The organism is Hyalangium gracile (assembly GCF_020103725.1).
Classification (GTDB): domain Bacteria; phylum Myxococcota; class Myxococcia; order Myxococcales; family Myxococcaceae; genus Hyalangium; species Hyalangium gracile.
Window position 1 is genome coordinate 107,128 of sequence record NZ_JAHXBG010000026.1, and the last position, 25,556, is coordinate 132,683.

At 69.9% G+C, this 25,556-nt stretch carries 19 protein-coding genes; 11 read left to right on the plus strand and 8 right to left on the minus strand.

The genetic code is table 11. From position 1 onward, the window contains the following. Window positions 1-104 precede the first annotated feature (104 nt). Window positions 105-1,826 (minus strand): LVIVD repeat-containing protein, encoded by a 1,722-nt coding sequence (locus KY572_RS37465; protein WP_224248513.1) that lies wholly within the window; start codon window positions 1,824-1,826, stop codon window positions 105-107. Between the two features lie 140 nt (window positions 1,827-1,966). On the opposite strand from KY572_RS37465, the gene KY572_RS37470 reads away from it, so the two are divergent. Beyond that, the gene (locus KY572_RS37470; protein ID WP_224248514.1) at window positions 1,967-3,415 is read left to right on the plus strand and encodes a hypothetical protein; all 1,449 of its coding nucleotides are present in this window, start codon (window positions 1,967-1,969) and stop codon (window positions 3,413-3,415) included. A gap of 9 nt (window positions 3,416-3,424) precedes the next feature. Here the strand turns inward: KY572_RS37470 and KY572_RS37475 are convergent, their stop codons facing one another. Then, on the minus strand, window positions 3,425-4,357 hold the full coding sequence (locus KY572_RS37475) for a hypothetical protein (protein ID WP_224248515.1): 933 nt from the start codon (window positions 4,355-4,357) through the stop codon (window positions 3,425-3,427). 202 nt (window positions 4,358-4,559) lie between these two features. Between KY572_RS37475 and KY572_RS37480 the strand changes: the two genes are divergently transcribed. The 3 genes from KY572_RS37480 to KY572_RS37490 all read left to right on the plus strand — a co-directional run bounded on the left by KY572_RS37480 (window position 4,560) and on the right by KY572_RS37490 (window position 8,010). Next, window positions 4,560-6,710: a glucan 1,4-alpha-glucosidase gene (locus KY572_RS37480; protein ID WP_224248516.1), complete on the plus strand. Its 2,151-nt coding sequence runs from the start codon at window positions 4,560-4,562 to the stop codon at window positions 6,708-6,710. A gap of 149 nt (window positions 6,711-6,859) precedes the next feature. Next, entirely contained in the window at window positions 6,860-7,318 is a 459-nt protein-coding gene (locus KY572_RS37485) for a hypothetical protein (protein WP_224248517.1), read from the plus strand. A 245-nt stretch (window positions 7,319-7,563) separates the two neighbouring features. Further along, a complete protein-coding gene (locus tag KY572_RS37490) occupies window positions 7,564-8,010 on the plus strand; it encodes a hypothetical protein (protein WP_224248518.1) in 447 nt (148 codons plus the stop codon). 84 nt (window positions 8,011-8,094) lie between these two features. Here the strand turns inward: KY572_RS37490 and KY572_RS37495 are convergent, their stop codons facing one another. Then, complete coding sequence (locus KY572_RS37495; protein WP_224248519.1) at window positions 8,095-10,863, minus strand: hypothetical protein; 2,769 nt, start codon at window positions 10,861-10,863, stop codon at window positions 8,095-8,097. Between the two features lie 257 nt (window positions 10,864-11,120). On the opposite strand from KY572_RS37495, the gene KY572_RS37500 reads away from it, so the two are divergent. The 4 genes from KY572_RS37500 (at window position 11,121) to KY572_RS37515 (ending at window position 15,698) form a co-directional block, all read left to right on the plus strand. Continuing rightward, window positions 11,121-11,378, plus strand: coding sequence for a tetratricopeptide repeat protein (locus KY572_RS37500; RefSeq protein WP_224248520.1), 258 nt, complete (start codon window positions 11,121-11,123; stop codon window positions 11,376-11,378). Between the two features lie 55 nt (window positions 11,379-11,433). After that, window positions 11,434-13,113, plus strand: coding sequence for a long-chain fatty acid--CoA ligase (locus KY572_RS37505; RefSeq protein WP_224248521.1), 1,680 nt, complete (start codon window positions 11,434-11,436; stop codon window positions 13,111-13,113). A 120-nt stretch (window positions 13,114-13,233) separates the two neighbouring features. Further along, on the plus strand, window positions 13,234-14,550 hold the full coding sequence (locus KY572_RS37510; protein ID WP_224248522.1) for a DUF418 domain-containing protein: 1,317 nt from the start codon (window positions 13,234-13,236) through the stop codon (window positions 14,548-14,550). A 65-nt stretch (window positions 14,551-14,615) separates the two neighbouring features. Continuing rightward, window positions 14,616-15,698, plus strand: a complete 1,083-nt coding sequence (locus KY572_RS37515) for a cupin-like domain-containing protein (RefSeq protein ID WP_224248523.1) — start codon at window positions 14,616-14,618, stop codon at window positions 15,696-15,698. Window positions 15,699-15,702: 4 nt separating this feature from the next. Here the strand turns inward: KY572_RS37515 and KY572_RS37520 are convergent, their stop codons facing one another. Continuing rightward, window positions 15,703-16,203: a hypothetical protein gene (locus tag KY572_RS37520; RefSeq protein ID WP_224248524.1), complete on the minus strand. Its 501-nt coding sequence runs from the start codon at window positions 16,201-16,203 to the stop codon at window positions 15,703-15,705. A gap of 177 nt (window positions 16,204-16,380) precedes the next feature. On the opposite strand from KY572_RS37520, the gene KY572_RS37525 reads away from it, so the two are divergent. Next, a complete protein-coding gene (locus KY572_RS37525; RefSeq protein ID WP_224248525.1) occupies window positions 16,381-17,190 on the plus strand; it encodes a hypothetical protein in 810 nt (269 codons plus the stop codon). A 44-nt stretch (window positions 17,191-17,234) separates the two neighbouring features. Here the strand turns inward: KY572_RS37525 and KY572_RS37530 are convergent, their stop codons facing one another. The 4 genes from KY572_RS37530 to KY572_RS37545 form a co-directional block, all read right to left on the minus strand. Further along, a complete protein-coding gene (locus tag KY572_RS37530; protein ID WP_224248526.1) occupies window positions 17,235-18,356 on the minus strand; it encodes a DNA alkylation repair protein in 1,122 nt (373 codons plus the stop codon). 74 nt (window positions 18,357-18,430) lie between these two features. Further along, the gene (locus KY572_RS37535; RefSeq protein WP_224248527.1) at window positions 18,431-19,009 is read right to left on the minus strand and encodes a hypothetical protein; all 579 of its coding nucleotides are present in this window, start codon (window positions 19,007-19,009) and stop codon (window positions 18,431-18,433) included. A 69-nt stretch (window positions 19,010-19,078) separates the two neighbouring features. Next, window positions 19,079-19,777 carry a LytR/AlgR family response regulator transcription factor gene (locus KY572_RS37540; RefSeq protein WP_224248528.1) on the minus strand — a complete coding sequence of 233 codons (699 nt, stop codon included), beginning with the start codon at window positions 19,775-19,777 and terminating at the stop codon, window positions 19,079-19,081. Further along, window positions 19,774-21,474, minus strand: coding sequence for a sensor histidine kinase (locus KY572_RS37545; RefSeq protein WP_224248529.1), 1,701 nt, complete (start codon window positions 21,472-21,474; stop codon window positions 19,774-19,776). The genes KY572_RS37540 and KY572_RS37545 overlap by 4 nt, the downstream gene beginning before the upstream one ends. 118 nt (window positions 21,475-21,592) lie before the next feature. Here KY572_RS37545 and KY572_RS37550 point away from each other — a divergent pair, with 118 nt between their 5' ends. Further along, window positions 21,593-22,999, plus strand: coding sequence for an alpha/beta fold hydrolase (locus tag KY572_RS37550; protein ID WP_224248530.1), 1,407 nt, complete (start codon window positions 21,593-21,595; stop codon window positions 22,997-22,999). Between the two features lie 64 nt (window positions 23,000-23,063). Then, on the plus strand, window positions 23,064-25,499 hold the full coding sequence (locus KY572_RS37555) for a hypothetical protein (RefSeq protein ID WP_224248531.1): 2,436 nt from the start codon (window positions 23,064-23,066) through the stop codon (window positions 25,497-25,499). The last annotated feature ends 57 nt before the right edge of the window (window positions 25,500-25,556 follow it).

Genomic DNA, 25,556 nt, shown 5'->3' on the forward strand with positions numbered 1-25,556 from the left:
CCGGGAAGGGCTTTCCCTGAGGGGATCCCCGCCAGGGAGCGTCGCCGCGTGGAGACGCTCCCCGGCCGGGCCGGGCCACCGGGTGGGGGCTGGCCCCCGGCCTGCTACGGCTCGCGGAAGATCATCAGGCCGCGCGACGTGTCCACCACGTAGACATAGCCATCACCGGGCACGCGCATGCCGATGGCGCCGATGTAGAGGCCGCCGCTCAGGCCCAGGTCCCCGTCCCGGTACGTGTTGGCGTAGGCGATCTCCTTGATCTGGGTGGGGTTGGACACGTCCAGCACGCGCACGCCCTCGGCGTACCAGGCCACGTACAGCCGCTTGCCCTTGAGGATCATGTTGTGGATGGAGGTCTGCGGCCGCATCGCGTACTCGCCGATCTTCACGATGCGGGCCGGGTCGCTGACGTCCAGCACGCGCAGGTGGGCGTTGTTGGCCTCGCCGCCCTCGAAGGCGAGGGTCTTCCCCGCGAAGGTGCCCACGGCGTTGGCGTGGGTGGGGTTGTAGATGTGCGTGTCATACGTGTACGAGCCGAGCGGCTGGGGGTTGGCCCCGTCCGTCACGTCCACCACGTAGAACCCCTGGCCCATCTGGTTGATGTAGAGCCGGTTCTGGTACGCGAACGCGTCGTGCGGGTAGCCGAGCCCGTTGTTGTCCGTGGGCACCGTGTAGCGGTTGAGCAGCACCGGCTCCAACGGGTTGCTCACGTCGAAGATGAGCACCTGGTTGGCGCCCGCGGCCTGGGCGTACATCCGGTCCCCATCGATATAGATGGTGTGCACGTCGAAGGTGTCGCCCGGCACGCTGCGCACCAGCTGCGGATCGGCGGGGTTGGTGATGTCGTAGACGATGACGCCGTGCTTGCCGCTGCCCACGTAGAGGGCGTTGCCCTTGGCCCACACGGAGTTCCAGTAGGTGTCACCCGCCAGCGTCACCTGCTTCTTGAAGACGGGATGCGCCGGGTCGCTGACGTCGAAGACGGTGAGGCCGCCATTGGGGATGCGGGTCCCCAGGTTGATGGACACCACGTAGGCGTGCTGCTTGATGACGTAGACGTCCACGGGGAAGCCCAGGCTCACCGCGGTCTCCGAGACGAGCTCGATGCCCGAGAGCTCCGGCTCCTGGACGCGCTGCAGGCGCGAGGCATCGAAGGTGCCATGCGAGCGCCGTGCCCCATCGTTGACGCACTGCTGGTAGCACCCGGTGAAGTTCTGCGCGTTCTGGGCCTGGCACCCCATGAAGACCTGGAGCGTGCTGCCGCCGTCCGTCAGGGTGCGCTTGCCGGCCACATAGAAGGTCTGGCCGTCCACCTGCTTCTGGATCACGGGCAGGCTGTTGACGTACTCGGGCCCGCCCGAGCTCGAGACCTGGAAGGCCTGGTAGCCGAAGCCGAAGAAGGTGGTGGCGGTGCTCGAGCGCGTGCGCGCGCCGTAGATGCCATCCGGTGACACCTGCGAGAGCGTGTTCCGGTTGCAGGCCGACAGATCGAACGCCTCCCTGCTGCCGCAGGGGATGGGGGTGCCCGCGTCATCCGTGAAGCGGCTGAGGCAGGGGGCCAGGTGGCCGGTGTCGATGTGGTCGCCAAGCTCCTGCAGGGGGACGTAGTTGCCGTCCCACTCGTAGCCCCCATCCGGGATGCCCGAGTCGGGGATGCCCGAGTCGGGGATGCCCGAGTCGGGGATACCGGAGTCCGGGAGTCCGGAGTCCGGGAGTCCGGAGTCAGGGGTTCCGGGATCGGGTATCTCCTGAGGGTCGTCCTTGCAGCCCAGCCCCAGGGCGGACATGAGCAGGACGGCGAGTGCAAATCTGAGCGGCTTCATCATGGTGTGGGCGTTCCCTCGTAGGCGGGAGCTCCGGCCAGGTCCCGCGATCGCGTTCATGCAAGAGGCAAGTGAACGACCAGGGGCAGTGAACATATCGACTTCTTTTTCCCCGAGGCGATCGGGTGTAGGTGCTGGCCGCGATGGCCTCCGCCTCCCACCGCGTCCGCACCCTTCCGGCGCTCCTGAGCCTCCTCCTCCATGCCGTGGTGGCGGTGCTCGTGCTGCGAGCCCTGCCTCAGGGGTTCTCCGGCGGCCACCTGCGCTTCTGGTCCAACACGGCCATCCCCGTGCTGATGGGGCTCGTCAGTGTCCTGGGGCTGGTGGGCTTCCGCAGGCCCACGCTCTTCACCGGCATCCTCTGGAGCCTCGCCGGGCTGTGGCTGGCGGGGGGCGTCGTGGCCAGCCTCCTCTTTCCCCGGAGCCTGCCGCTGGCCTGGCTGGGGGGTGTGGGGGGGGCGGTCGTCCTGGGGGGGCTGGCGCGGCTGGCGTGGCGTCACTCGTGGCTTCGGGTGGGAGGGCTGCTCCTGCTCGGTGTGGTGCCCGGCGCCATCCTGAGCCTGGCGCAGCGCGCTCCGGCCTCGTCCACGCGCCCGCTCAACGCGGATATCCCGGTGGTGATGGAGGGCGGCTGGGCGGGTGGGGGGCCTACATGGAAGAGCTCCAACGGAAGGGTGAGCACCTCGCTCGATGAGGCCCGGGTCCGGGTCGAGTGCGGCGGGCTGGTGCTCCAGGTGCATCCGCTGCTGACCTTCATCAGCCGCTCCCCGGACCGGTTCTGGAGCAACCTGGCGCCTCGGAAGACGAACGAGGTGCGGCGCCGGCTCACCGGCATCCAGTGGACGGCCCAGAGCGTCCAGGCCGTGTTCCGGGACGATGGCGTCTCGACGCTCCAGCTCCTCGATCGGGGGGACTCGGTCGAGCTCGAGGCGTTCTCCCTGCTGCGCGCGTCCGTCTTCTCCCACCTCAACAGCTACCTCGCCTTCGAGATCGAGGCGCGGCCAGGGCTGGCGCTGGAGTTCTCGGCGGCGCCGGGCCAGCCGGTGGAGATCCTCCCCTCGCAGTACCCGGTGGGGCTGCCCGTGCGGGCGGCGTACCTCACCTCGGACCAGGTGCTTCGCATCGTCGAGGCCTCCACGGGCGAGAAAGGGCCCTTCCGGACGCTGCGGGAGGGAAGGCTGGAGGCAGAGGGGGCCCTGGCGCTCACGATCCATGACTCAGGTGGGCCCGCGTGCCGCATCGAGCTGCTGGACTGGGCCGCGCAGGCGAGCACCGCGCTCTCGCCCACCGCGGGGTGGGGGCTTCCCCAGAACGCCATCGAGTTCCACCGGACCCGGACGGACGCCACGGCCCCGGCGGAGGTGTTCCTGACGCTGGCGGGCACGTCCCTGGGGCGGGGATGGGACACGGTAGGACACGCCCCGGGCACCTATCGCAACCGCATGAGGATCCACTCCCTCCGCGGCGAGGCGGGCGGTGGGCCTCACGGCGTGGGGCTGTCCCCTCTCCAGGAGGGCCCGCCGATGCTGCCTCACGCGGTGGAGCCTCGCTCGTCTCCCCAGGACGCGGGGAGCCCGGCTCCGCCTCACTGAGGGCGGCGGTCAGCCCTTCTTGGCCTTGGCGGCGCTGGCGGCCTTCTTCTTCTCGCGGGCCGCCTTGGCCTGCTCCAGCTTCGCCACCGTCTTCTGGAGCGAGTCCGCCTTGGTGCCACAGCTGGAGGCGACGGCCTTGGGCGTGGTGGTCTGGCCCTCCACCTGGATGGGGCTCTTCTCGAGCTCGGGCGCCTTGGCGATCAGCTGCTTCGCGGTGTCGCCGCAGCGCTGGAAGCGGGCGCGTGCGTCCGTGTAGAGCGTGAGCTGCTTGTCGGGATCCTTCTCCGCCTTCGCCTGCTTCACCAGCGCCTCGGCCTCCTGGCGGGCGGTGGCCGGTCCGGAGACGAAGTCGAGCACCTGCTGCACGCTCCGGGCCTTGGCCGCGGCCTGCTCCAGCCGCTGCTCGGTGCGGCGCGCGGAGGCGCCGTAGTCGTCGCTCTTCGCCTCGAGCGACTTGCCCTCCTTCAGTCGCTCGCGGGTGCGGTCCACCGCCTTGAGGACGGCCTCGGTCTGCGGACGGGTGACGTCCTTGCCCTCGAGCGCCTCGAGCGTGGTGGTGACCTCTGCCATGGCCTGCATGAGGCGGTCGCGCTGCCTCTCCACGGCCGCGTCGAGATCCTTCTGTGCCTTCTCCGCGCGGGTCGGCGCGAGGCGGGCCTGGAGCTCGGAGAGGCGTGACTGGAGCATCTCCCCCTCGGGAGACAGCCCGATGTCGGGATGGGAGAGCAGCTCCTGGGCTTCCTTCAGCTTCTCCTCGGCCCCCGCCGCGTCCAGCTTGCTCAGATCCCGCTCGGCTCCATCGAGCAGGGGGGCGGCCTCATCGGACAGCTTCTCGCCGTGACGGGTGCGCTCCTTCAGGCTCTTGGGGCCGCAGGCGGCCAGGAGCACTCCCAGCAGGAGCGGGGCCAGCCAGGAGGGGAACGGGGAGTAGGCGGTGCGCATGGAGCTCCTTGGGCTCGGCGGACGGGGCTGCGAGGAGGTACCGCGGTCAGCATAGGCGCTCTCGGTCGGGCAGGGCATGTGCCGTACCCAACGTCTGTGTCCGTGGCTCTGTCCACCACCCGGATGCTGCCCTCGCGTCCTTCTTGCTGCCACCGAGCCGCGTGCCCTCCCTTGCCGCCGATCTGACTCGCAGGAGGCACGCATGAGCCGCGTCATCTCGAGAACCCGTGTCCTGGCACTGGCGCTCTCACTCGGAGTGCTGGGCGGGTGTGTGGGCTCGACCGCACCGGGGAAGCCTGGCGCCGCGGCGCTATGGACTCCCGCGAACAAGGACGGCTTCGGCACCGCGAAGAATGAGGCGAGCAAGGTCTGGTACACGCTCGGCTCCGGCGAGCTGACGGAGGTGTACTACCCGACGCTGGGCTCTCCGAGCGTGAGGGAGCTGCGCTTCATCGTCTCGGATGGACGGAGCTTCGCCGAGTCGGAGCTCGACGCCACCGAGCACCGAATCGAGCTCACGGACCCGCGCAGCCTCACCTACCGGCAGGTGAACACCGCGAGGTCCGGCAAGTACCGCCTCACCAAGACGTATGTGACGGACCCGGAGCGGAACACGCTGCTCATCGACGTCCGCTTCGAGTCCCTCTCGGGCGAGCCGTATGCCCTCTACGTGGTGTTCGATCCGTCCCTCGCCAACGAGGGGATGGACGACTCGGGGACGAGCGATGACGGCGTGCTGCTCGCGCAGGATGGCTCGGCCGCCAGCGCCCTGCTCTCGCGCCCGGCCTTCGAGAAGACCTCCAGCGGCTACCTCGGCGCGAGCGACGGCTGGACCGACCTGCGCGACGACTTCGTGATGAACTGGGACTATCGCTCGGCGCCCGATGGCAACGTGGTGCAGACGGGCCGGCTGCCGCTGAACGGGCTGGGCCATCGACAGAGCGCGACGCTGGCGCTCGGCTTCGGGCCGTCGGCCGATGAGGCGCGGGAGGCGGCGAAGGGCTCGCTCAGGGCCGGCTTCGAGCAGGTGGCGCGGAGCTACGCGCAGGGCTGGCACACCTGGCTGGGCTCGCTGCCTCCGGCTCCGGCGAGCACCGAGCTGTGGCGCACCACCTATGACGTCTCGCTCATGGTCCTGGCGGCCTCGGAGGACAAGACGTACCGCGGCGCTTTCATCGCCTCGCCGAGTATGCCGTGGGCGTGGGGGCTCGGGCTGGAGGCGCCCTCGGGTGCCTACCACCTCGTCTGGTCGAGGGACCTCTACCAGATCGCCACCGCGCTCCTGGCGGCGGGAGATAGGGCGTCGGCGGAGCGCGCGCTCGATCACCTCTTCAACGTCCAGCAGCGGCCGGACGGCTCGTTCCCCCAGAACGCCACGGTGGAGGGCATCCCGCACTGGACCAACCTGCAACTCGACGAGGTGGCGCTGCCCATCGTCCTGGCGTGGCAGCTCGGCCGGGCGGATGCGCGCACGTACACGAACCATGTGAAGAAGGCGGCCGACTTCCTGGTGGCGAATGGCCCGGTGACACCCCAGGAGCGCTGGGAGAACCAGAGCGGCTACTCGCCAGGCACGCTGGCCGCCGAGATCGCCGGGCTCATCTGCGCCGCCGACCTGGCGCGCCGCAACGGCGACACCGCCTCCGCCGCGAGCTACGAGGCCACCGCGGATTCCTGGCAGCAGCAGGTGGAGGCCTGGACCGTCACGAGCAACGGGCCGCTGGCGCCACACCCGTACTACCTGCGGCTCACGAAGGACGGGAACCCCAACGCCGGGACGACGTACTCGCTGGGCGATGGGGGCCCGTCCGCCATGGACCAGCGCCGCGTGGTGGACCCGAGCTTCCTCGAGCTGGTGCGGCTGGGCGTGAAGCCGGCGGGCGCGCCCGTCATCACGCAGTCGCTGGCCGTCGTCGACACGCAGCTGCGCGTGGACACGCCGAACGGGCCTTTCTGGCGCCGGTACGACTTCGATGGCTACGGCGAGACGCGGGAGGGCGGCCCGTGGGAGATCAGCGAGCCGGACACCGGGCGGACGCTCGGGCGGGCCTGGCCCATCTTCGCTGGAGAGCGCGGCGAGTACGCGCTGACGGTGGGACAGCCGGCGGCTGGCTACCTGGCGGCGATGGCTCGCTCTGGCAATGACGGCTACATGATGCCGGAGCAGGTGTGGGATGGGCGCCCTCCGACCGGTCAGCCCGGCTTCGTGGCGGGGGAGGGGACGTTCTCGGCCACGCCCCTCGTGTGGAGCCACGCCCAGTTCGTCCGTCTGGCCTGGTCGCTTCAGGCGGGCTACCCCATCGAGCAGCCGAGCGTCGTCGCCTGCCGGTATACCGCTGTGTGCCGCAGGTGACCGACGGACTCCCCTGTATGCCGTGAGCGAAACATTCCGGGGCATTGAAACATCGGCCGCTGGAACTCACTGCCTGGGAGGGGCTCGGGCCCGCTATGCTGTGTCACGGGATCGTCGGGGATCTCGGAGCACAGTTCAAAGGGAGAGCCATGAGCTCCGCGCACTACACCGTGAAGAACGACACCGCGGAGCGGACCCTGTACCTCCGCATGGAGGGGTTCTTCGAAGAGGCCGAGATGAAGGACTTCGTCCGGCTCTTCCTCGAGGCCTCCGCCTCCTACAAGGGCCAGCCCCACCTGGTGCTGGCGGACATGCAGGGGCTGCAGATCTCCAGCCTGGATGTGGCGAAGCTGCTGGGAGACGCCATCGGCCAGGCTCGACAGCAGGGCGTGTCGTGCTGTGCCCACCTGACGTCGTCCACGGTGGTGAAGATGCAGATGACGCGGCTGGCGCGCGAGCACTCGCAGGGAGACGACGTGACGGTGAACGTCGGCTCGCTCGAGGAGGCGAACAAGGTGCTCGCCGAGGCGCGGCTGTGGATGGGGCTCGACTCCAAGTCCGCTCCGGGCGCCGCGGGCTCGGAGGGCCCCAAGCCTTCGCTGCCGTGACCCGCGAGCTCCCTGGCCGGAGCAGGGGGGAGGTCACGGAGCTGTTACTTCCCGAATAGACTGCGCTCCACACCTGCATCCGTAGGAGCACAGCCATGTCGGAAGCGCCGTCGGGACCCCATCGGAGCCGTTCCACCCTGAAATCCCTGAGGCTGCCGTTGTTGGGCATCCTGGGCGCGCTGAGCATGGGCAGCGGAGGCGGCAATCCCGGATGTGACTCGCCGCCTTCGTGTGGTGGGAGCGATGTGGCCGAGCCCCTGCCGTACGTGGAGCCCGTCTGCGACGCGTCATGCGACGCCCTGGTGGGCCAGTATCGGTTCACCTTCCAGGACACCAGCTCTGTCGGCGAGGGCTGCAACGAGGTGGGGCTGGTGCTGCCGCAGGAGTTCGTCATCTCCCGCAAGGGAGACGTGCTCGCCACCCAGGTGCAGGGGCTGGCACTCAGCGGCCCGTACCACAAGGCTCCCACCCACGATGTCTCCCTGGGAGGAGAGGGCACGGTGGTGCTGGCGGGTGGGAAGAGCCATCCGATCAACATCGTCATCGACGGTACGTTCGCGAAGGTTCCCGCGACTCCGCAGGAGCCGGCGACCATCACCGGGCGCTACTACGCCTTCCGCGTCGGCAACTCCGCGGAGCCGGCAGGCACACCTGCGTGCTCCATCTATCGGACCTTCAGCGCGAGTCGGTGAGCAGCTGAAGGCACGTCACTTCGGGGCCGAGCCTCCGGAAGGCTCGGTCTCGAAGGCGGTGGTGTCGTCGCGGAGTCCGCTGCACTACAGCGGGACGATGACGAACCGCACCCCGGGTATGTCGATGCCCGGCCCGCCCATTCGCAGGGTCCCCTCCACGCGCAGGATGTCCTGAGTGCTCGCGTCCACCTGCGTGACGCTGCCCGTCACCTGCATGGCGTCAGCAACGCCCGTGGGCGAGATGGGCAGCGCGAAGGGCTGCATCCGCAGCGTGTCCCCGTCCACGCGTGCCCACACCTCCTGGCGCTGCTGGGTACCGAAGAGCTGCGGCAGGATGCGTAGGCTGAGTCCACCCGGCCGTGGCGCGTCGAGGGACTCGAGCAGGAAGTCCACGGGCGTCGGTCCCGTCCGACCCGGCACCTGGACGGTCATCTTCATCATCCTCGGCCACTTGCCCGCGGCGGGTCGGGCCACGGTGAAGGTGGTGGAGCGCTCACCCCACAGCTCCCCGCCCGAGAGGAACGGCAGGCCCGGCAGCGCGCGGAAGGTGTAGCTCGCGCCCGGAGTGAGGGGCGTGGCCGGGGTGAACTCGATGCGGCCGCCCTGGAGTGCCACCTGGCCCGGGACGCGCTGGCCCTGCGCATCCTCCAGCACCACGAACTCCGAGGCGAGCTGGGCGGCGGACTTCTCTGGCCGGGTCTCATCCACCGGATCCGCGAACGCCACCGTGGGGCGAACGTCCGGATACACCCCTTGGTTGCTGTCGATGTCCGGCCAGAGCCCGAGGGGCGCCGCTCCCTTGGGGGTCAGCTCACGCAGGAACGAGATGAGATCGCCGCGCTCCTTGGAGCTGAGCGACACCTGGACGAAGCCGAGCGCCACGTCCACCGCGGCCTCCAGCGAGCGTGACTGGCCCTTCACGAAGTAGATGCCGTGGCGGTACACGCCGAAGAGCGAGGGGACATCCGCCGGCTCGCCCGACTTGCCCACCGGGAGGTACGCGCGGCTGGTGTAGAGCGGCGGCGCGTGGCAGCTGGCGCAGGTGGCCTTGCCCTCGAAGAGCGCCTTCCCGCGCAGCCCTGCCTCCGTGTAGCTGCCGTCGAGCCGGGTATGGCCCGTGGCCCTCGGCGCGCCGAGCAGCGAGTCCAGGAAGGCCTTCAGCCCCAGGGCCTCCTGGGCCGTCGCCGGGCGTGCCACGATGGAGGACGGGCCCTGATAGCCGAAGTTCTCCGCGTTGGAGACGTAGGCGCCCCACTCCAGCGGTGTCGTGGCGGCCAGGAGCTGTAGCGGCCGGACGTTGTGCCAGATGGCCGGGCCGAAGCGCCAGATCATCCCGTTGTTCTGCGTCTCGACGTGACAGCTCGAGCAGGCGTGGTTCTGGGCGAAGTTGCCACCAGGGCGGGTGAAGACGCGCTCGCCGAGCGCCACCTCCGTCGGACGCGGATCCTCGGTGAGCTTCACCGTGGCACGCACCTGCGCGTCCGCGCCCAGCACCCAGGCCTCGAAGCTCTGGAAGCAGTGCACGGCCACCGTGCCCTGCGCATCCAGCGCGACGAGCTGCCGTGCACCCTGGCCCACGGACATGCGGGCCTTCTCGGTGAGCGTGGCCCGGTCGAGCGCGACCACCATGTCCGAGGACTCGGAGGCCACCCACACGGTGTCACCCACCACGAGCACGCCCGCCGGATTGACGACCGGGCCCGCCGAGCGCGCCTGGCGCCAGAGGTCCACGCGCCGCAGCACCTGGCCGTAGCCGGGGCGGGCCGGGTCCGCGCCCACCACCACCACCTCGTGGACGAAGGGCTTCGCGGTGGGCTCCGACTGGGAGGGCTCGGGATCGCCGTCCGTGGCGGCGATGAACAGCTCGGCGCCGTCCTCGGAGAGCGCCAGGGCGCGCAGGTCCGCCGAGACGCCCTGGACACGGGTGGCCACCTGCAGCGTCTCGGTGTCGACGATGTGAATGTCCAGATCGTCCGCCGCCGTGTACGTGCCGCGCGTGTCCTTCACCCGGTTGCCCGAGCGGTACGAGGCCACGAAGAGCCGCTTGCCGTCCGGAGAGAGCACGAGCGCACGCGGATCGAAGCCCACCTCCACCCGGGCCACCACCTCGCGCCGCTCCAGGTCCACCACGGCGACCTGCCGCTGGGTGGCCAGCGAGACGTAGAGGCGGCCGGCATCCGGCGAGAGCGCCAGGCCCGAGGGCTCGTCTCCCACCCAGAGCGCGTCCTCCAGCACGCCGCGCTCGCGGTGGATGAAGCCCACGGTGTCACCGCCACGCTGGGCCACGAGGACGTAGGGCAGGGGCGCTCGCCAGGCCAAGGCCGAGGGCCACGCGCCGACGGTCACCTCGCCCTGCTTGCTCCAGGCTCCGTTCACCTGGGACACGCGAGACACCGTGTACGAAGCCCCGTTCGCGGTCCACAGCTCGTCGCCCACCCGGGCCGCGCCGTACAGCGGAGTCAGGTAGTGGTTGCGGAAGCGCTCCGCCGGGGAGCGGGCGATGACGCGGAGCGAGAGCCTGGAGTTCTCCAGCCCACCGAGGCGGAAGGTGTAGTCGCCCGGCACGTCGGGCGTGAAGCGCGGCTGAGGACTGCCATGGTTGTGGACGGTGTTGACGCTGCCTTCGGGAGCCGAGACGACCTGCCACTCCAGCGTGGCGGCGCACTCCTGCTTCTGGAGGACGGAGGGGAGATAGAACGTCTCTCCCAGGACATGGGCGCGAGGGTTCTGCAGCGGGAGGGGAGCCTCGGCGCAGACAGGCTCGGGCTTTTGGGGCTTGTCCTCATCACAAGCACCCAGGCTCAGCACGAGAGCCGCGGCGGCACAGGAGGTCAGCAGGAGAGGGGCTTTCATTTCGCACCCATAAGGGGCGGCCCCTGCCCCCGCAATCAATCCCGCCGGGTACGTTGGACCAGTCAACGGCAGCTATGCTCACGGCGTGAGGCACTCGTGCGTGTGCGGTCGGAGCGCGAGGCCGAGGCACGCGAGGCCCACGAGCCGCCGCCGCGCTGGAGTTCGCCGAGCGCGCGCTCGAGCTCAACCCCCAATCCGGTCATGCGTGGTCAGCCAAGGACAATGCGCTCAACAACCCGAGGCGCTACGGCGAGGCGATGCCTTGCTACGAGAAGGCGATCGAGGCCGAGCCCGGCTACTGGCACCCCTACTACTGCAAGGCCTGCACACTGGTGCGCACTGGAGGGAAGCGGCGGCAGAGCTACGAGCTGATCCGCAAGGTCCTCTCCCGCACCGAGGCGGACTTTGCCGCACTGCGTAGCGACCCGGCCTTCCAGGCGCTGTTCGACCCGTCCCGGCCGTCCCCGGCTGGCCAGCCGTCGAAGCGCAAGGCGGGGCGTCGTCGCAAGCGATGAAGGTGCGAGCATCGGCTACGCTCCCGACCAAGACTTCCGCCGAGGAGACGCGCAGATGGAGAAGGTGTGGCTGAAGCATTACCCCGAGGGTGTGCCGAGCGAGATCGATCCCCGTCAATACCGGTCCCTGGTGCACCTGCTGGAGGAAGCGTTCCAGAAGTACTCCTCACGCCGTGCCTTCGTCTGCATGGACAAGGCGCTGACCTATGGCGAGCTGGACCAGCTGTCGCGCCAGCTCGGGGCCTGGCTGCAGTCTCGCGGGATGGCGCCGCAGTCCCGGGTCGCCCTCATGATGCCCAACGTCCTGCAGTACCCCGTGGCGCTGGCCGCGGTGCTGCGCGCGGGCTACGTCGTGGTCAACGTCAACCCGCTGTACACCCCGCGCGAGCTCGAGCACCAGCTCAAGGACAGCGGCGCCGAGGCCATCATCATCCTCGAGAACTTCGCCTCCACCCTGCAGAAGGTGTTGGACAAGACGCCGGTCCGCCACGTGGTGGTGGCCAGCATGGGAGATCTGCTGGGAGGCCTGAAGGGCACGATCGTCAACTTCGTCGTGCGCAGCGTGAAGAAGCTGGTCCCCGAGTGGTCGCTGCCCGGCAGCATCCCCTTCAAGAAGGCCCTGTCGGAGGGCAAGGGAATGACCCTCAAGCCGGTGGAGCTGAAGGCCGACGACGTCGCCTTCCTCCAGTACACCGGCGGCACCACGGGCGTGTCCAAGGGAGCCACGCTGCTGCACCGCAACGTGGTGGCCAACGTGCTCCAGTCCGAGGCGTGGATGCAGCCCGCGCTGCGCAAGGGGCCCGCCATCGAGCAGGTCATCCACGTCACCGCGCTGCCGCTGTACCACATCTTCGCGCTCACGGTGTGCTGCCTGCTGGTCATGCGCAGCGGCGGCATGGCCCTGCTGATCCCCAATGCGCGAGACATCGGCGGCCTCATCAAGGATCTGCGCAAGTGGAAGTTCCACATGTTCCCGGCCGTCAACACGCTCTACAACGCGCTGCTCAACCACCCGGAGTTCGACACGGTGGACTTCTCCAGCCTGCGCGTGGCCAACGGCGGCGGCATGGCCGTGCAGGAGGCGGTCGCCCGTAGGTGGCTGGAGCGCACGAAGTGCCCCATCGTCGAGGGCTACGGCCTCTCCGAGACTTCGCCGAGCGTGTCCTGCAACCCGACCGACACCGACAAGTTCACCGGCACCATCGGCCTGCCGCTGCCGTCCACCGAGATCGAGCTGCGCGACGATGAGGGCAAGCCCGTGCCGCTCGGCCAGCCCGGGGAGATCTGCATCCGCGGCCCGCAGGTGATGGCCGGCTACTGGAAGCAGCCGGAGGAGACCGCCCGGGTGATGTACCCGGACGGCTTCCTGAAGACGGGCGACGTCGGCGTGATGGACGAGCGCGGCCACACGAAGATCGTCGACCGCAAGAAGGACATGATCCTGGTCTCCGGCTTCAACGTCTTCCCGAACGAGGTGGAGGGCGTGGTCATCGCGTGCCCGGGCGTGCTGGAGGTGGCCGCCATCGGCGTGCCGGACGAGCACTCTGGCGAGGTGGTCAAGCTGTTCATCGTCAAGCGCGACCCGTCCCTCACCGAGGAGGCCGTGCGCGAGTTCTGCAAGGAGCGGCTGACCGGCTACAAGCGCCCCAAGTACATCGAGTTCCGCACCGAGCTGCCGAAGACCAACGTGGGGAAGATCCTGCGCCGCGAGCTGCGCGAGAAGAAGACGGCGTGACGCGGCTCGGGCCGTCCCAGAAGCGGGCTCGTCCGTCCCATGCCCGTACACCCGAGCCCTCGGGGCCCGGGGAGGGGATGCGCGTGGCCGAGCATGGATCTTGCTGCCTCGCCTGGTGACATGCTCCCTCCCACTCCCGCCCCAGCCGCCAGCGCGAGCGCCCGCCCCGTCGACGAGGGCGAGCGACTGGTGCTCCTCGACACGCTGCGCGGCTTCGCGCTGTGCGGCGTCTTCATGGCCAATGTCTATCTGTGGTTCAGCGGGCGCATGTTCATGTCGCGCGCCCAGAGCGAGGAGGCCTTCAAGGACCCGACCTGGCTGGACATCGCCGTCAACCACGCCTTCTTCCCGCTGATCGCCGGCCGGTTCATCACCATCTTCTCCTTCCTGTTCGGGCTGGGCTTCGCGGTGCAGCTCATGCGCGCCGAGGGCCGGGGCACCTCCGTCGTCCCTGTCTACACGCGACGGCTGGGGGTGATGCTGGGCCTGGGCCTCGCGCACCTCTTCCTCCTCTTCCAGGGCGACATCGTCAGCACGTACGCCCTGCTGGGCTTCACGCTGCTGCTGTTCTACAAGCGCTCGGATCGCACCCTCCTCCTCTGGGCCGCCGCGCTCATCTTCCTCGGGCCCCAGCTCTGGAACCTGGGCTTGAAGCTTCCCCAGCTGCTCGGCTCTCAGGGAGCCGAGGAGGCCGCGAAGGCCGCCGGCGAGCGCGCCGCGAGCCTCAAGGCCCAGGTGCTGGAGGCGTTCTCGCGTGGCTCCTGGCTCGACACGGTGCGCTCGGGTGCGGCGTACTACTTCGGGGACCTGGGCCGGATGCTCAGCACCTTCCTGCCCGTCATCGTCGGCCGCTTCCTGCTGGGCCTGTGGGCGGGACGGCGCCGCCTCTTCCACGACGCACCCCAGCACCTGCCCTTCTTCCGCCGGCTGCTGGTGTGGAGCCTGGTCACGGGCCTGCTCGCCAGCGGGGTGGGCCTGCTCTTCGGACAGCTCTTCTCCCGGAAGATCCTCAACCCCCAGGAGCTCCCGTGGCTGCCCTACGCCCTGGGCCCGGTGCGCCACCTCGCGGAGCTGGGGATGGCGTCGACCTACGTCTCGGGCCTCACGCTGCTGTTCCAGCGAGATGCGTGGCGGCGGCTGCTGGCGGTGCTCGCTCCCCTGGGCCGCATGGCGCTGACGAACTACCTCATGCAGTCGGTGCTGGGCGTGCTCCTCTTCTATGGATATGGGCTGGGGCTCATGGGCAAGCCGGGCTCGGCGGCGCAATTGGGGATCGCGCTGGGGCTCCTGGCCCTGCAGACCCTCTTCAGCCACCTGTGGTTCGCGCGCTTCCGCACTGGCCCCGTGGAGTGGGTGACGCGCTCGCTCACGTACGGCAAGGCGCAGCCCCTGCGGCGCCCCTCCGTCCCCGATGAGCAGGCGATGGTGAAGGTCTGAGCCCGGCGCCTTGAAGCAACTCGGTGCCTGTGTGAAGCTGCGCGCCTCAGCAGCGAGGCTCGGGCATGCCGGATCCAGCGGTGGCGGACTCTCAGAAGCAGGTTCTCGCGCTCCAGAGCCTGATCCGTGACGGGCTCGAGAGCCACCACACGCTTCGAGGCACCTGCGCCTTCCGCTTCGCTCACGACGAGCGCCTGAACTTCTCCGTCCACCTCGGCCAGGGGCACGTCGGGTTCAGCCCCGGCGTCGCGGCCGGAGCGGATGCCGCGGTGACGATGCAGCCCTCCGCCCTGGCGTTCATCCTGGCCTCGGAGGGGCAGATCGACTTTCGCGATCCGACGCTGGCCGAGGCGGTGAAGGTGGAAGGGGCGACCGAGCTCTACCTCCATGTGGCGCACAGCTGGCTGCGGCCTACCGAGCTGGAGCTCCGCATGCTCGCCCGGGCCGAGGAGCGCTCGCGCCAGCGTCAGCAGGCAGGGCCGATCGAGCGCCTGGAGCGGCTCGAGGCGCCGTCCGAGGCCGAGGTCCTGAAGCGCATCCAGGCCAGCACGCCGTTCATCATCACCGGCTGCATGCCGGAGAAGCTGGTGGGCATGACGCTGGCGCAGTTCGGCGCCACCTACGGGCACGTCGGCCTCAGCCTGGCCGGAGAGGACGCACCCGTCTCCCTGGCCACGCTGCTGTCACGGATTGGCGCGAAGAAGGACGGAGAGCTCTACACCCGTGGAACCGTCCTGCCCGACGAGCTCGTGCCCTTGTTCCCTCCGGCCTACTTCGCCGAGCAGGTGAGCCTGCCGCAGATCTGGTTCGGGGCAGGGCGGAACCCGAGCGAGCCGGTGACCCCGCTTCATCGCGACTGCGATCCCGGCTTCCTCCTGCAGGTGTTCGGCCGGAAGCGGCTCACGCTGTTCCCGCCGCACGAGGCGGCGTGCGTCTATCCCAAGGGCGCGTTCTGCAGCTACCAGCTCTGCTGGGTGAAGCCTCATGCGCCGGATCTCGAGCAGTTCCCCCGGTTCAAGGAGGCGCACCCCGTCGAGGTGCTCCTTTCGCCGGGAGAGATGCTCGTCCAGCCCACCGGCTGGTTCCATCAGGTGTACTCGCTCGACGAGGTGACGCTCTCGGTCAGTCACTTCCTGATCGAGGAGTGACGCCCTACCGCCGGGCCCACGCGTCCAGCATCTCGCGGACCCTCGCGCTCCACGCCGCCAGGTCCTTCCACTCCTCGGGTGGCTCGCCCCACCACTCGAAGGAGACGGTCCTCGTGGCGAGGTGGTACGCGAAGCCCGTGCAGTCCCGGGCTCCGCCCGGTGGGCTCTCCGTCTCCAGGAGCAGTGGCGGCACCCTCAAGGTGCGTGCTTCCTGGAGGAGCGCGTCCCAGGACTCCACCGGGAAGCGGCCCTCGGAGAGCGTGAGGCGTGGAGTGGGCCCATCCTTCCCCGGCGCGGGTGGTGGGGCGTAGCGCGAGCTCTCACCGGGCCGATCCCACACCAGCTTCCGGATGCGGAGCGGCGAGGCATCGATGGCGCTGGGGCGACTCGAGAGCGACCAGGCCGTCCACGCTCCGGCTCCCTCGTAGTGCCACAGCCTCGCGAGCGTGGCGAAGCCCGAGGGCAGCGCGGGTGCATACAGCTCGGGGGCCTTCAGCGCTTCCATCGCCCGGCGCTCCAGCTCTGGAGGCAGGACCTTGGCTTCGAATCCAGCGGCGGCGGGGGGAGAGGTGGTTTCCCGAGGCGACATTCCGGAGCAGGTTGCCCCCTGCGCTCCTCCCCGGTCAATGCCCACCTCCTGTAACGTTTCAGTCCGCTGCTCGGAGGAGCCAGGAGGTGCGGCGTGGGAAAACTGATTGGCGAGGTGCCATGCACCTGCTGGCGGGAAGGGCGTACCACCCCTCCACCGCCCCTCATTCGCGAGCACGTCATCGAAGGAAAGGGAGGTTTTCCCTGGCTCGATCTTCCCTGGGAGAAGGACTCACCCGAGTGGAAGGCCTTCAACGAATGGGGGTGCAGCGCCAGATGCCTCCATCGCTCGGTGTTCGTGGGGCTCTTCGAGGAGGTGGGGGGCTGGAACTCGCTCAGCCTCCTCTACCAGAAGTTGGAGAGCGCCGGGCCTGATCGCTACCCCACCTTGCTGGCCGTCGTTCCCACGTGGGAGACGGTGTCCTCCTGGTTTCAGAAGAAGGTGGTGTCGCCCGAGGACTCGGCGCGAGCCCTCTCGGAGATCCAGGCCTTCCGCGCCGACCAGGCGCCCAGACAGTGGGTGCTGGTCCATGGCCAGTGGGAGTTCGAGGCGATGACGCTGGGAGCCGAGGGAGGCGTCTATTACGGCACGACCCCGGAGCTCGAGCTGGGCATCATCCCTCCCGACTTCGTCGCACTGCGGAGGGGAGATGTGATCTTCCGCGCGAAGCGCTTCACGCACCTACAACCGAGCACCACGAGCGAGGAGGTGGAGCTGACCGATCTGGAGACCGGCCGGCGCGTGGTGCTCCCCTGGGGAATTCCGCTCACGGACCCGGGGCCTCATGAGATGCACGTGAAGCTCCAGTACCTCCCCACGGAGTTCGACTACGTCCTCGGAGCCTTCGAGCGGCTCTTCCAGTACTCGGTGGAGACACGGAACCCGGTGCACTGGGGGCTCTGAGCAGCGCCAGAGGCCTGTCCGCGGCCAACTCCGCCGTCCTCGCCTCATGTCCGAGCCGCGGTGGCGACGGTGAAGGCTCCCAGGGGGCTGGCCACTCCATTGACGAGCGCGTCGACCCGGTGGTCGCCCGGGTAGTGCTGGCGCGTGGTGAGGTCCGCCAGCGACACGGTCTTCTCCAGCGTGGTGGAGGCACCGGGCTCCAGGTCCACCGTGCGCCCCTTGAAGACCTTCGGGCGGGCGGCGCCGTTGGCCTTCACGAAGTGCACGGCGAGATCCACTACCGCCTTCTGTCGCTCCTGGGAGGCGTTGGTCACCTGGAGCCGTACCTGCACGGACTCTCCCACGCGCACGCGGCGCGGATGGAAGGTGGCGGTGACTTCGAGCGTGGCGGGGCCCTCGAAGCCCAGCAGGGCCAGGGCGCGGGGCTCGCCACGCTTCACCGCCGAGCGCAGCGCGTGGCGGATGATCCACTGCCGCTCGGGCGAGGCGCCCGTGCTCCAGCGCTCGCAGGTGGCCACGAGCAGCTCCGGGTGGTCTTTGCCGATGTCGTTGAGGTTATTGGCCACCGAGCGGCGCACGTAGAGCTCGGGGTCGTCCTTGAGCAGCTCCAGCAGCTCGAGCACCGGCCGCGGATCCTCCTGGAAGGCGCGGAGCCGAGGCGCCCAGGGCAGGCGGGGTCGGGTGCCCTCGGAGACGAGGCGCCGCACGTGCACGCTCTTGTCGGAGGCCCACTGGCGCAGGCGCGCGAGCGTCTCTCTCGGGTGGTGCTCGAGGTAGGGGCGGATGCAGAACTCGGCCGTGAAGCGCTGGGTGAGCGCGTGCTGCAGGCGCATGGCGGGCTCGAAGTGCGCCAGCCCATGCTCGGCCACGTAGAGCACATGGGGCAGGTAGAGGAACACGGACATGCCATGGCCCTCGGTGTGCTCGAGCGACGGCCCGAGCGAGCTCTCGAGGATGCGCGCCGCGTGCTCGAAGTCCTGGGGGAGCGCGCGGTGCATGGCCCGCATGATGTGCCGGGCGCGGTCCATCAGCTCGAGGGCGTGCAGCCCTTCGGTGGCCTCGGCGATGAAGCGGCGCTCGGGGAGGGTGGGGTGGGCACCGCGCAGCATGGTGGCGATGCGCCGGACGATGCTCGCGTCGAAGAAGGTCTTGAGGGACTCGGCCATGAGTGGGAGCGCCGGGGACCCTGGATCGCTGACGCGATCCAGGGGGTGCTTCGGGGTGGGTTCCTGCTCAATCCTCAGCGGGTGCAGGTGAAGGCGTCGGTGGCCTGCACGCCCGTGCCGATGAACGAGAAGTTCACCGAGTTGTCGCTGGAGCTGGTGGCGTAGCCGGGCAGCTTGTCGAAGCCGCACTCGAGCGCGTTGAAGGCGTTGGACATGTAGAACTGGCTGCCGTCCGGACAGGTGAGCTGCAGGGCGAGCCCCATCGTCTCCTCGGTGAACGTGCCCGAGGGAGTCTCCAGGCGGAACCCGCCCGAGGTCTCGTGGTACCCGATGCACTTGCCCGCGCTGCTGGAGAGCTCGAAGTCCCAGACGTAGTCGTTGTTGTCCGCGTTGTTGACGGAGTTCTTGAACGTGACGCTGTGCCCCGAGGTGTAGGTGCAGCGATCGCCCGCGGCGGTGAGGGTGCCTGTGTCCGCCTCCGCCGGCATGCAGGACCGCGCGCTCGCCAGGGCCTGCTTGTAGCAGTTGTCGCCCGCGAACCAGCTGCAGTCGATTTGCGTACCCTTGGGTCCGGTCTCCTCCTCGTCGTCTCCGCCACACGCCAGAGACAGTCCCAGCAACGTCACCCCTGCCCAGATACGCCAGCTCTTCATCCATGCTCCCAGGTTGAAATGAGGAGGCACCACTCTACCTCCCGCGTGGGAGTACAGGGGGCTTCACCGTCAGTGCGCTCCTTCGAGCCGCTCCTTGAGCACCTTCACGCGGCTGCGGCCCACGGGGAGCCGGGTGCCATCCTTCAGCTCCACGCTCGTGCGCGAGCCCTCCTGGGTCCACACGCGGGCCACGTCGGGCAGGCGGATCAGGTAGGAGCGGTGGATGCGCAGGAAGTCCGAGGGGAGCAGGGCCTCCAGCCGCTCCAGGCTCTTCTCGCTCAGCTCGGTGCGGCCGTCCCGGAGCACCAGCTCCGCGTAGTCCCCGGCGCCCTGGATGTAGGCCACCGTCTCCAGGGGCACCAGGACGATGCCTCCGCCCTTGCGCACGGCCAGCGTCCTCAAGGGCGCCGCCGCACGGCCCTGGACGCGCGTGAGGGCCTTGGCCAGGCGCTCACGGGTGTAGGGCTTGGCCACGAAGTCCAGCACCCCGAGCTCGAACGCGCGCAGGGCCTGGTCCGCGCTCGCTGACACCACCACCGTGTGGAAGGCGCCGGCCGCCGCCTCCTCCAGCAGCGAGAAGCCGTCCTCTCCCGCGAGGTTGAGGTCCAGCAGCACGAGCTCCACGGTGCGCTCGGCAAGCAGCTCGCGTGCATCCGCGAGGCTGGCGCGCACGAGGGGAGGGGGAGTGCCCGGGCCGAGCAGCTCCTGGCAGAGCCGCTCCAGGCGCCGGGCCGCCACGGGCTCGTCCTCCACGATGAGCACTCTCATGCGGGCATCTCCAGCACCGTGGTCCACCCCGCCTCCGTCGGCCCATCCTTCAGGCTCCAGGCCCCAGGGAAGAGCTCCTCCAGCCGCGCCTTCAGGTAGCGGGTGCCCGTGCCCTCGCCCAGCCCAGGCTTCGCACCGGCGGAGAGCGGCGCGGTGAAGGTATAGCGCCGACGGCCTGCTGCTCGCGCCTCCTCGAGGCGGAAGGTGGCGGGGGCCGTGTAGCGGTTGTGGCTGAAGGCGTTCTCCAGCAGGGTGTGGAGCACCGCCGGCGGCACGGTCGCTTCGCCATCCACGCTCGGCGCCTCCAGGGTGAAGGCCTGGCCATAGCGATAGCCCATGACCTCCAGGTAGGCCCGGCAGAGCTCCAGCTCCCGCGCCAGGGAGATGGCTCGCTCGCCGGACACGCCGAGGAGGTGCCGGTACACCGCGCCCAGCGACTCGATGAAGCGCACGGCCTGCGTGGGCTCCGTCTCGATCCACTCGCTCAGGGCGCCCAGCGTGTTCATCAGGAAGTGGGGCTGGATGCTGCGCTTGAGCAGCTCCAGCTGGAGCCGCTCCGAGGCGCGAGTGGCGGCCTCCAGGCGCTGCTGCTGGTGGCGGAGCTGGTAGGCGTGCGCGGCACCCAGGCACAGCAGCAGCCCACCGAAGGCGAGGAAGAAGCCGCGCTCGGGAAAGGCCTGGGGATCCACGATGTAGAGCGGCGTCGCGAAGGCCAGCCCCGCCAGGGCGGCTCCGGCGCCCGGCTCCCGGCGCTGCCAGGCTCGCAGCACGAGCACCCCGGAGACAACCAGGGAGGCGCCCAGGGCCAGGGTGTGCCTGCCATCGAAACCCCGGACTCCCGAGAGCCCGAGCAGGCTCACCGCCAGGAGCCCCCACCAGGGCGCCCGGCGGGGCTCGCTGAAGGCCACGTGCAGGGTGGCGGGGAGGAGGAGCGCCACGGCCAGCACGGAGGCGGACAGGAGCCACAGCCGGACGATGTGCAGGGGGTAGGGATAGCTCGTCAGCCCTCGCCACGCCTCGAGCAGCAGCAGGGCCGAGGCCGCCAGACAGAGCAGTCCCAGCAGCAGGGTGGCGCGGCTGCGTCGCTCCATGAGGTAGCGCGCCAGGTGGTGCAGTCCCATCAGCACCAGCGCCCCCAGCATGCTCAGGGAAGGCACGAGCCAGAGCAGGCGCGCACGGGCGAGCCGCGACGCCTCGCCCACCTGGAGGCGGTAGAGCGTGCCGACGGGCTGGAACCCCCGATGGTGCGACGAGGCGCGGAGCACCAGCAGGTGAGGGCCCGGCGTGGCGAGCTCCGGGGGAAGGGGCAGCAGGACGTCCACCTGTCCAGGGAGCTCCTCCTCGGGGGTACGGCCCACGCGGCCGTTGCGCCCCAGCGGCACGCCATCCCACCAGGCCTCCCACGAGCCCAGCAGCGACAGCGCCAGGATGGGCGTGGGATCCTCGGGCTCTCGAGGTGGAACCTGGACGCGGGTGCGCATCCAGAAGGGGCTCGGCCCCTCGGCCACTCGCGCCGAGGACACGGTGCGCCAGCCCTCGCCGCCGGGAGCCAGGGCGCGCTCCACGGGGAGCTCCTCCGTGTGGACCTCGACCAGGCCCTCCTCGAACGAAGGGGGCGAGGGGACCGGCGTCTGGGCCGAGAGGAAGATCCCCAGGCATCCAATGAGCAGCCAGCGAGGCATCACGGCTCGCAGCATACGCGGGCCCGTACCGCCCGCATCGCACCTGGGCGACGCCACGAGACGTTGGGCGACCACCTCCAGCGAGAGGCTCGGGGGGCTCCTAGGGTTGAGGCGCACTCACTGGAGGAGACACATGCGAGCCCTGCCGCTCTTGATCCTGTTGCCCCCCCTGGCCCTGGCGCATGCCTCGGGTCTTCAGCTGGAGCCCCACACCTTCCGCGCCAAGGATGGTCGGACCGTGGAGGCGGAGCTGGGCGCCTTGAAGGTGCCCCTGCGGCACGCCCGGCCCGAGGGCCCCTCGCTGACGCTGCGCTTCGTCCGCTTCAAGAGCACGAACCCCAAGCCCGGCGCGCCCATCGTGTACCTGGCGGGAGGGCCGGGAGGCTCGGGCATCGAGGCAGCGAGAGGGGTTCGGTATGAGCTCTTCCTGGCGCTCCGAGAGGTGGCGGATGTCATCGCCCTGGATCAGCGAGGCACGGGACAGTCCAATCCCCATCCCCAGCTGAGCCATCCCTGGACCGTCCCGCTGGACCAGCCGATGGATGCGGCGATGCTGGACGCGACGCTCAAGGAGGCGGCCACCCAGGCCGCCAGGGAGTGGGCCGCGGCCGGCGTGGATCTCGGTGCCTTCAACACCGTGGAGAGCGCGGAGGATCTCGAGTCCCTCCGCCAGGCCCTGGGCGCGCCGCGCCTGAACCTCTGGGGCATCAGCTACGGCACTCACCTGGGGCTGGCGTACCTGAGGCGCCATGCGGACAAGGTGGAGCGCGTCATCCTGGCGGGGGTGGAAGGGCCGGACGACACCTGGAAGCGGCCCGCTCACGCCGAGGCGCTGCTGGACCGCTGGGATGCCCTGCTGCGAGCCCAGGACAAGTCGGGCAAGCGACTCCGGAGCCGCCTGAAGACCCTGCTGGACGAGCTGGAGCGCAGCCCGCGCCCCGTGAAGTTCACGGACCCCAAGACGGGGGCCTCGCAGACCTGGCTCGCCAGCCGGTTCGATCTGCAGCTGGCTGCGTTCGAGTCCCTGCGGGACCCCGCCACCTTCCAGCGCTTCCTGGCGCTGCTCTCCGCGCTGGAGGCGGGGGCCTTCGAGGCGATGGCTCCCTTCGCGCCGCTCCTGCGGGGCGGCACGCTGGAGCCCATGCCGCTGGCCATGGATGCCGCCTCCGGCGTCAGCCCCACGCGGCGCGCCCGGATTGCCCGAGAGGCGGGGACGGCGATGCTGGGAGGCGCGGTCAACGCGGGCGTGCCCGAGGCCGCGTGGATTCCCGGCATGGTGGATCTGGGCGAGGCGTTTCGAGGTCCGCTGAAGGCCTCCAACCCCGTGCTGATGATCAGCGGGACGCTGGATGGCCGCACGCCGCCCGACAACGCGGAGGCCCTGCGCCCGGGACTGTCCCGAGCCGTGCACCTGGTGCTGGAAGGCGCGGGCCATGACGGCCTCTTCCAGTCGGACCCACGCATCCTGGAGCGCATGAAGTCCTTCATGCGGGGCGAGAAGGTCGCCGATGAGCGGCTCGAGGTGAAGGGAGCGCGCTGAAGCGCTTGGGGCTGGCTGGGCGGTTCACCTGGGGTAAAACTCCCACCGAGGAGATCCCCAGCCAATGCGTCAACCCGTCTGCTCTTTGTTCCGAGCCACCGCGCTCGTGTCCCTGGCCGTGCTCACCGCCTGCTCCGGCTCGGATCCCATCGACGTCCAGGCGTCCATCCAAGGCACACCGCGAGAGGGTCAGACGCTCACGGTGAGCCTCGGGGGCGAGTCGCCGCCGGCAGGCGCGACGGTGACGTACCAGTGGGAGCGGTGCGGCGCCGAGGGCGAGGCGTGTGCCAGCATCCCTGGCGAGACCGGAACGGAGCATCTCCTGGGGGCCGCGGACGTCGGCTCGACACTCCAGGTGCTCGTGTCCGTGAAGGACGGGGAGCGCTCCGGAGAGGCTCGCGCGCCGCGCACGAGCGTCATCCTCCCACTGGCGCCCTCACAGGTCTCGGCGCCCACCATCTCGGGTGAGGCCCGAGGAGGGAGCACCCTGACGGGCAGTCCAGGCACCTGGGCAAGCTCAGGCGCCCTCACGTACACGTACCGGTGGCTGCGCTGCGACGCCTCGGGCGAGGGCTGCAATGCCGTGAGTGGCGCCACCGCCAGCACCTACGTCCCCGTCGCGGCGGATCTCGGCGCCACGCTTCGGCTGGAGGTGACGGCGACGAACGCGGGTGGCTCGGGCACGGCGCGCTCCGCCGCCACGGCGCCGGTGGTGGGCGTGCTGCTCAACGCCGCGCTCCCCACCCTCTCGGGCAACGCGCGCATCACGCAGTCGCTGACCGGCACGCAGGGCACCTGGCAGGCGGTGCCGGACGCCACGTATGCCTACCAGTGGGAGCGGTGCGACGCCGGGGGCGACGCCTGCACGGACATCCCCGGCGCCACCCAGGCCTCCTACTTCCTGGCGGCGGAGGAGCTCGGGGGCACGGTTCGCCTGCGAGTCACCGCGAGCAGCCCCATCGGCACCGTCTCCGCCCGATCGGCGCCCTCCGCCGTGGTCACCCTCCCTTGTGACACCCCGCTCTCCCAGGGGCCCCGCTCACCCACGGTGGCGGCCAACGTCTCCGGCACCGTCGCCTGGAGCCAGCCCTCCAGTGTCAGTCTCGACGACGGTGTAGCGACGACGGCCACGCTGCGGCGTGGGGACGTGACGGAGGCCCTCGTGCTCAAGGGGTGGGGTTTCAACCTGCCCCCCTACGCGGCCATCCGCGGCATCCGCGTGGACGTCAAGCGCTCGGCCTCGGTGGAGGAGGCCGTCATGGACCACCTGGTGATGCTCGACTCTCCGGTGAGCCAGTATTCCAACCGCCCCAGCTCCGAGCCCTGGTCCGCATCCCCGGGGATCGCCACGTACGGTGGGCCCAACGATCTGTGGCAGACGTCCGAGCTGAGCCCGACGATCATCAACGACCCCAGCTTCGGAGTCATCCTCAGTGCCCGCCACTCCGGCACGGGGGGCCCCGTTGAAGCGCGGGTGGACTCGGTGCGGGTGACCATCTTCTACACCGACGCCTCCCGCGTCGGTCCCGCCAGCCCGTCACTCGTCCAGGACGATGCCTCCATTGGAACGGTGGCGTGGACCAACCCCCAGGCGGCCGCCGAGCATGATGGCACCTTCGCGACCGTGTCCAACCTGGCGCGCAACCAGATCACCCACTACCTGAAGGCGACCGGCTTCGGTCTCTCGCTGCCGGCGGGGAAGATCCCCTCCGGGTTGTTCGTCGAGGTGGAGCGCGCCGGTTCGACGACCGGGTTCGCCGATTACGGAGTCTGGCGGGTGAAGGGCGGCGTCGTCAGCGGACGCTTCACTTCCCGGCCGCTGTGGAGCACGGAGCCCGTCTATGCGGGGTACGGAGACGCGGTGACGACGGTGGGGGTGCTCACCGCGGCGGACGTCGCGGACCCTGGCTTCGGCGCGGCCTTCAACGTGACGCGGACCACCAACGTCACTCCCAACGAGGCTCGGGTGGACCACATCCGGATGTCGGTGCTGTACGATCCCGTGCAGCGAGAGGTGTCTGCCCTGCCGGCGCAGGCCACGAGTACACCGCGCACCCGTTCCTGGCTCGCGACGGACGACGTGCTCCTGGACGACGGCTTGTTCGCCCTCATTCAGGGGATGATCGACAACGAAGTGTCTGACGATCTGCGCACGACGGGCTACGGGTTCTCCATCCCGGAGGGTGCTCGGATCACCGGGCTCCGGCTCGACATCAAGCGTGAATCCCTCTCTGCCGTTGGGCTCGTGGACGGCCGAGTGCGGCTGATGGTCGGGGACCAACCCCTGGAAGAGGATCGCGGCAGACCAGAGGTGTGGGCCGGCCTGGAGACGGTGCCTTATGGGGGCGTGGCCGATGGGTGGGGCCGCACGTGGACGCCGGCCGAGGTCAACGCGCCCGGGTTCGGAGCCGCGCTCTCCACGCGCTATGCATCCCAATCCGGAAACGACCATCCCCGGGTCGACCACATGGCCATGACCGTCTTCTACTGCCCTCCGTAGCCGGGCCCTGGAAGAAGGGGGTGTGTTGTCCGTGCGCAGCTCCACCGGAGCGCTGGT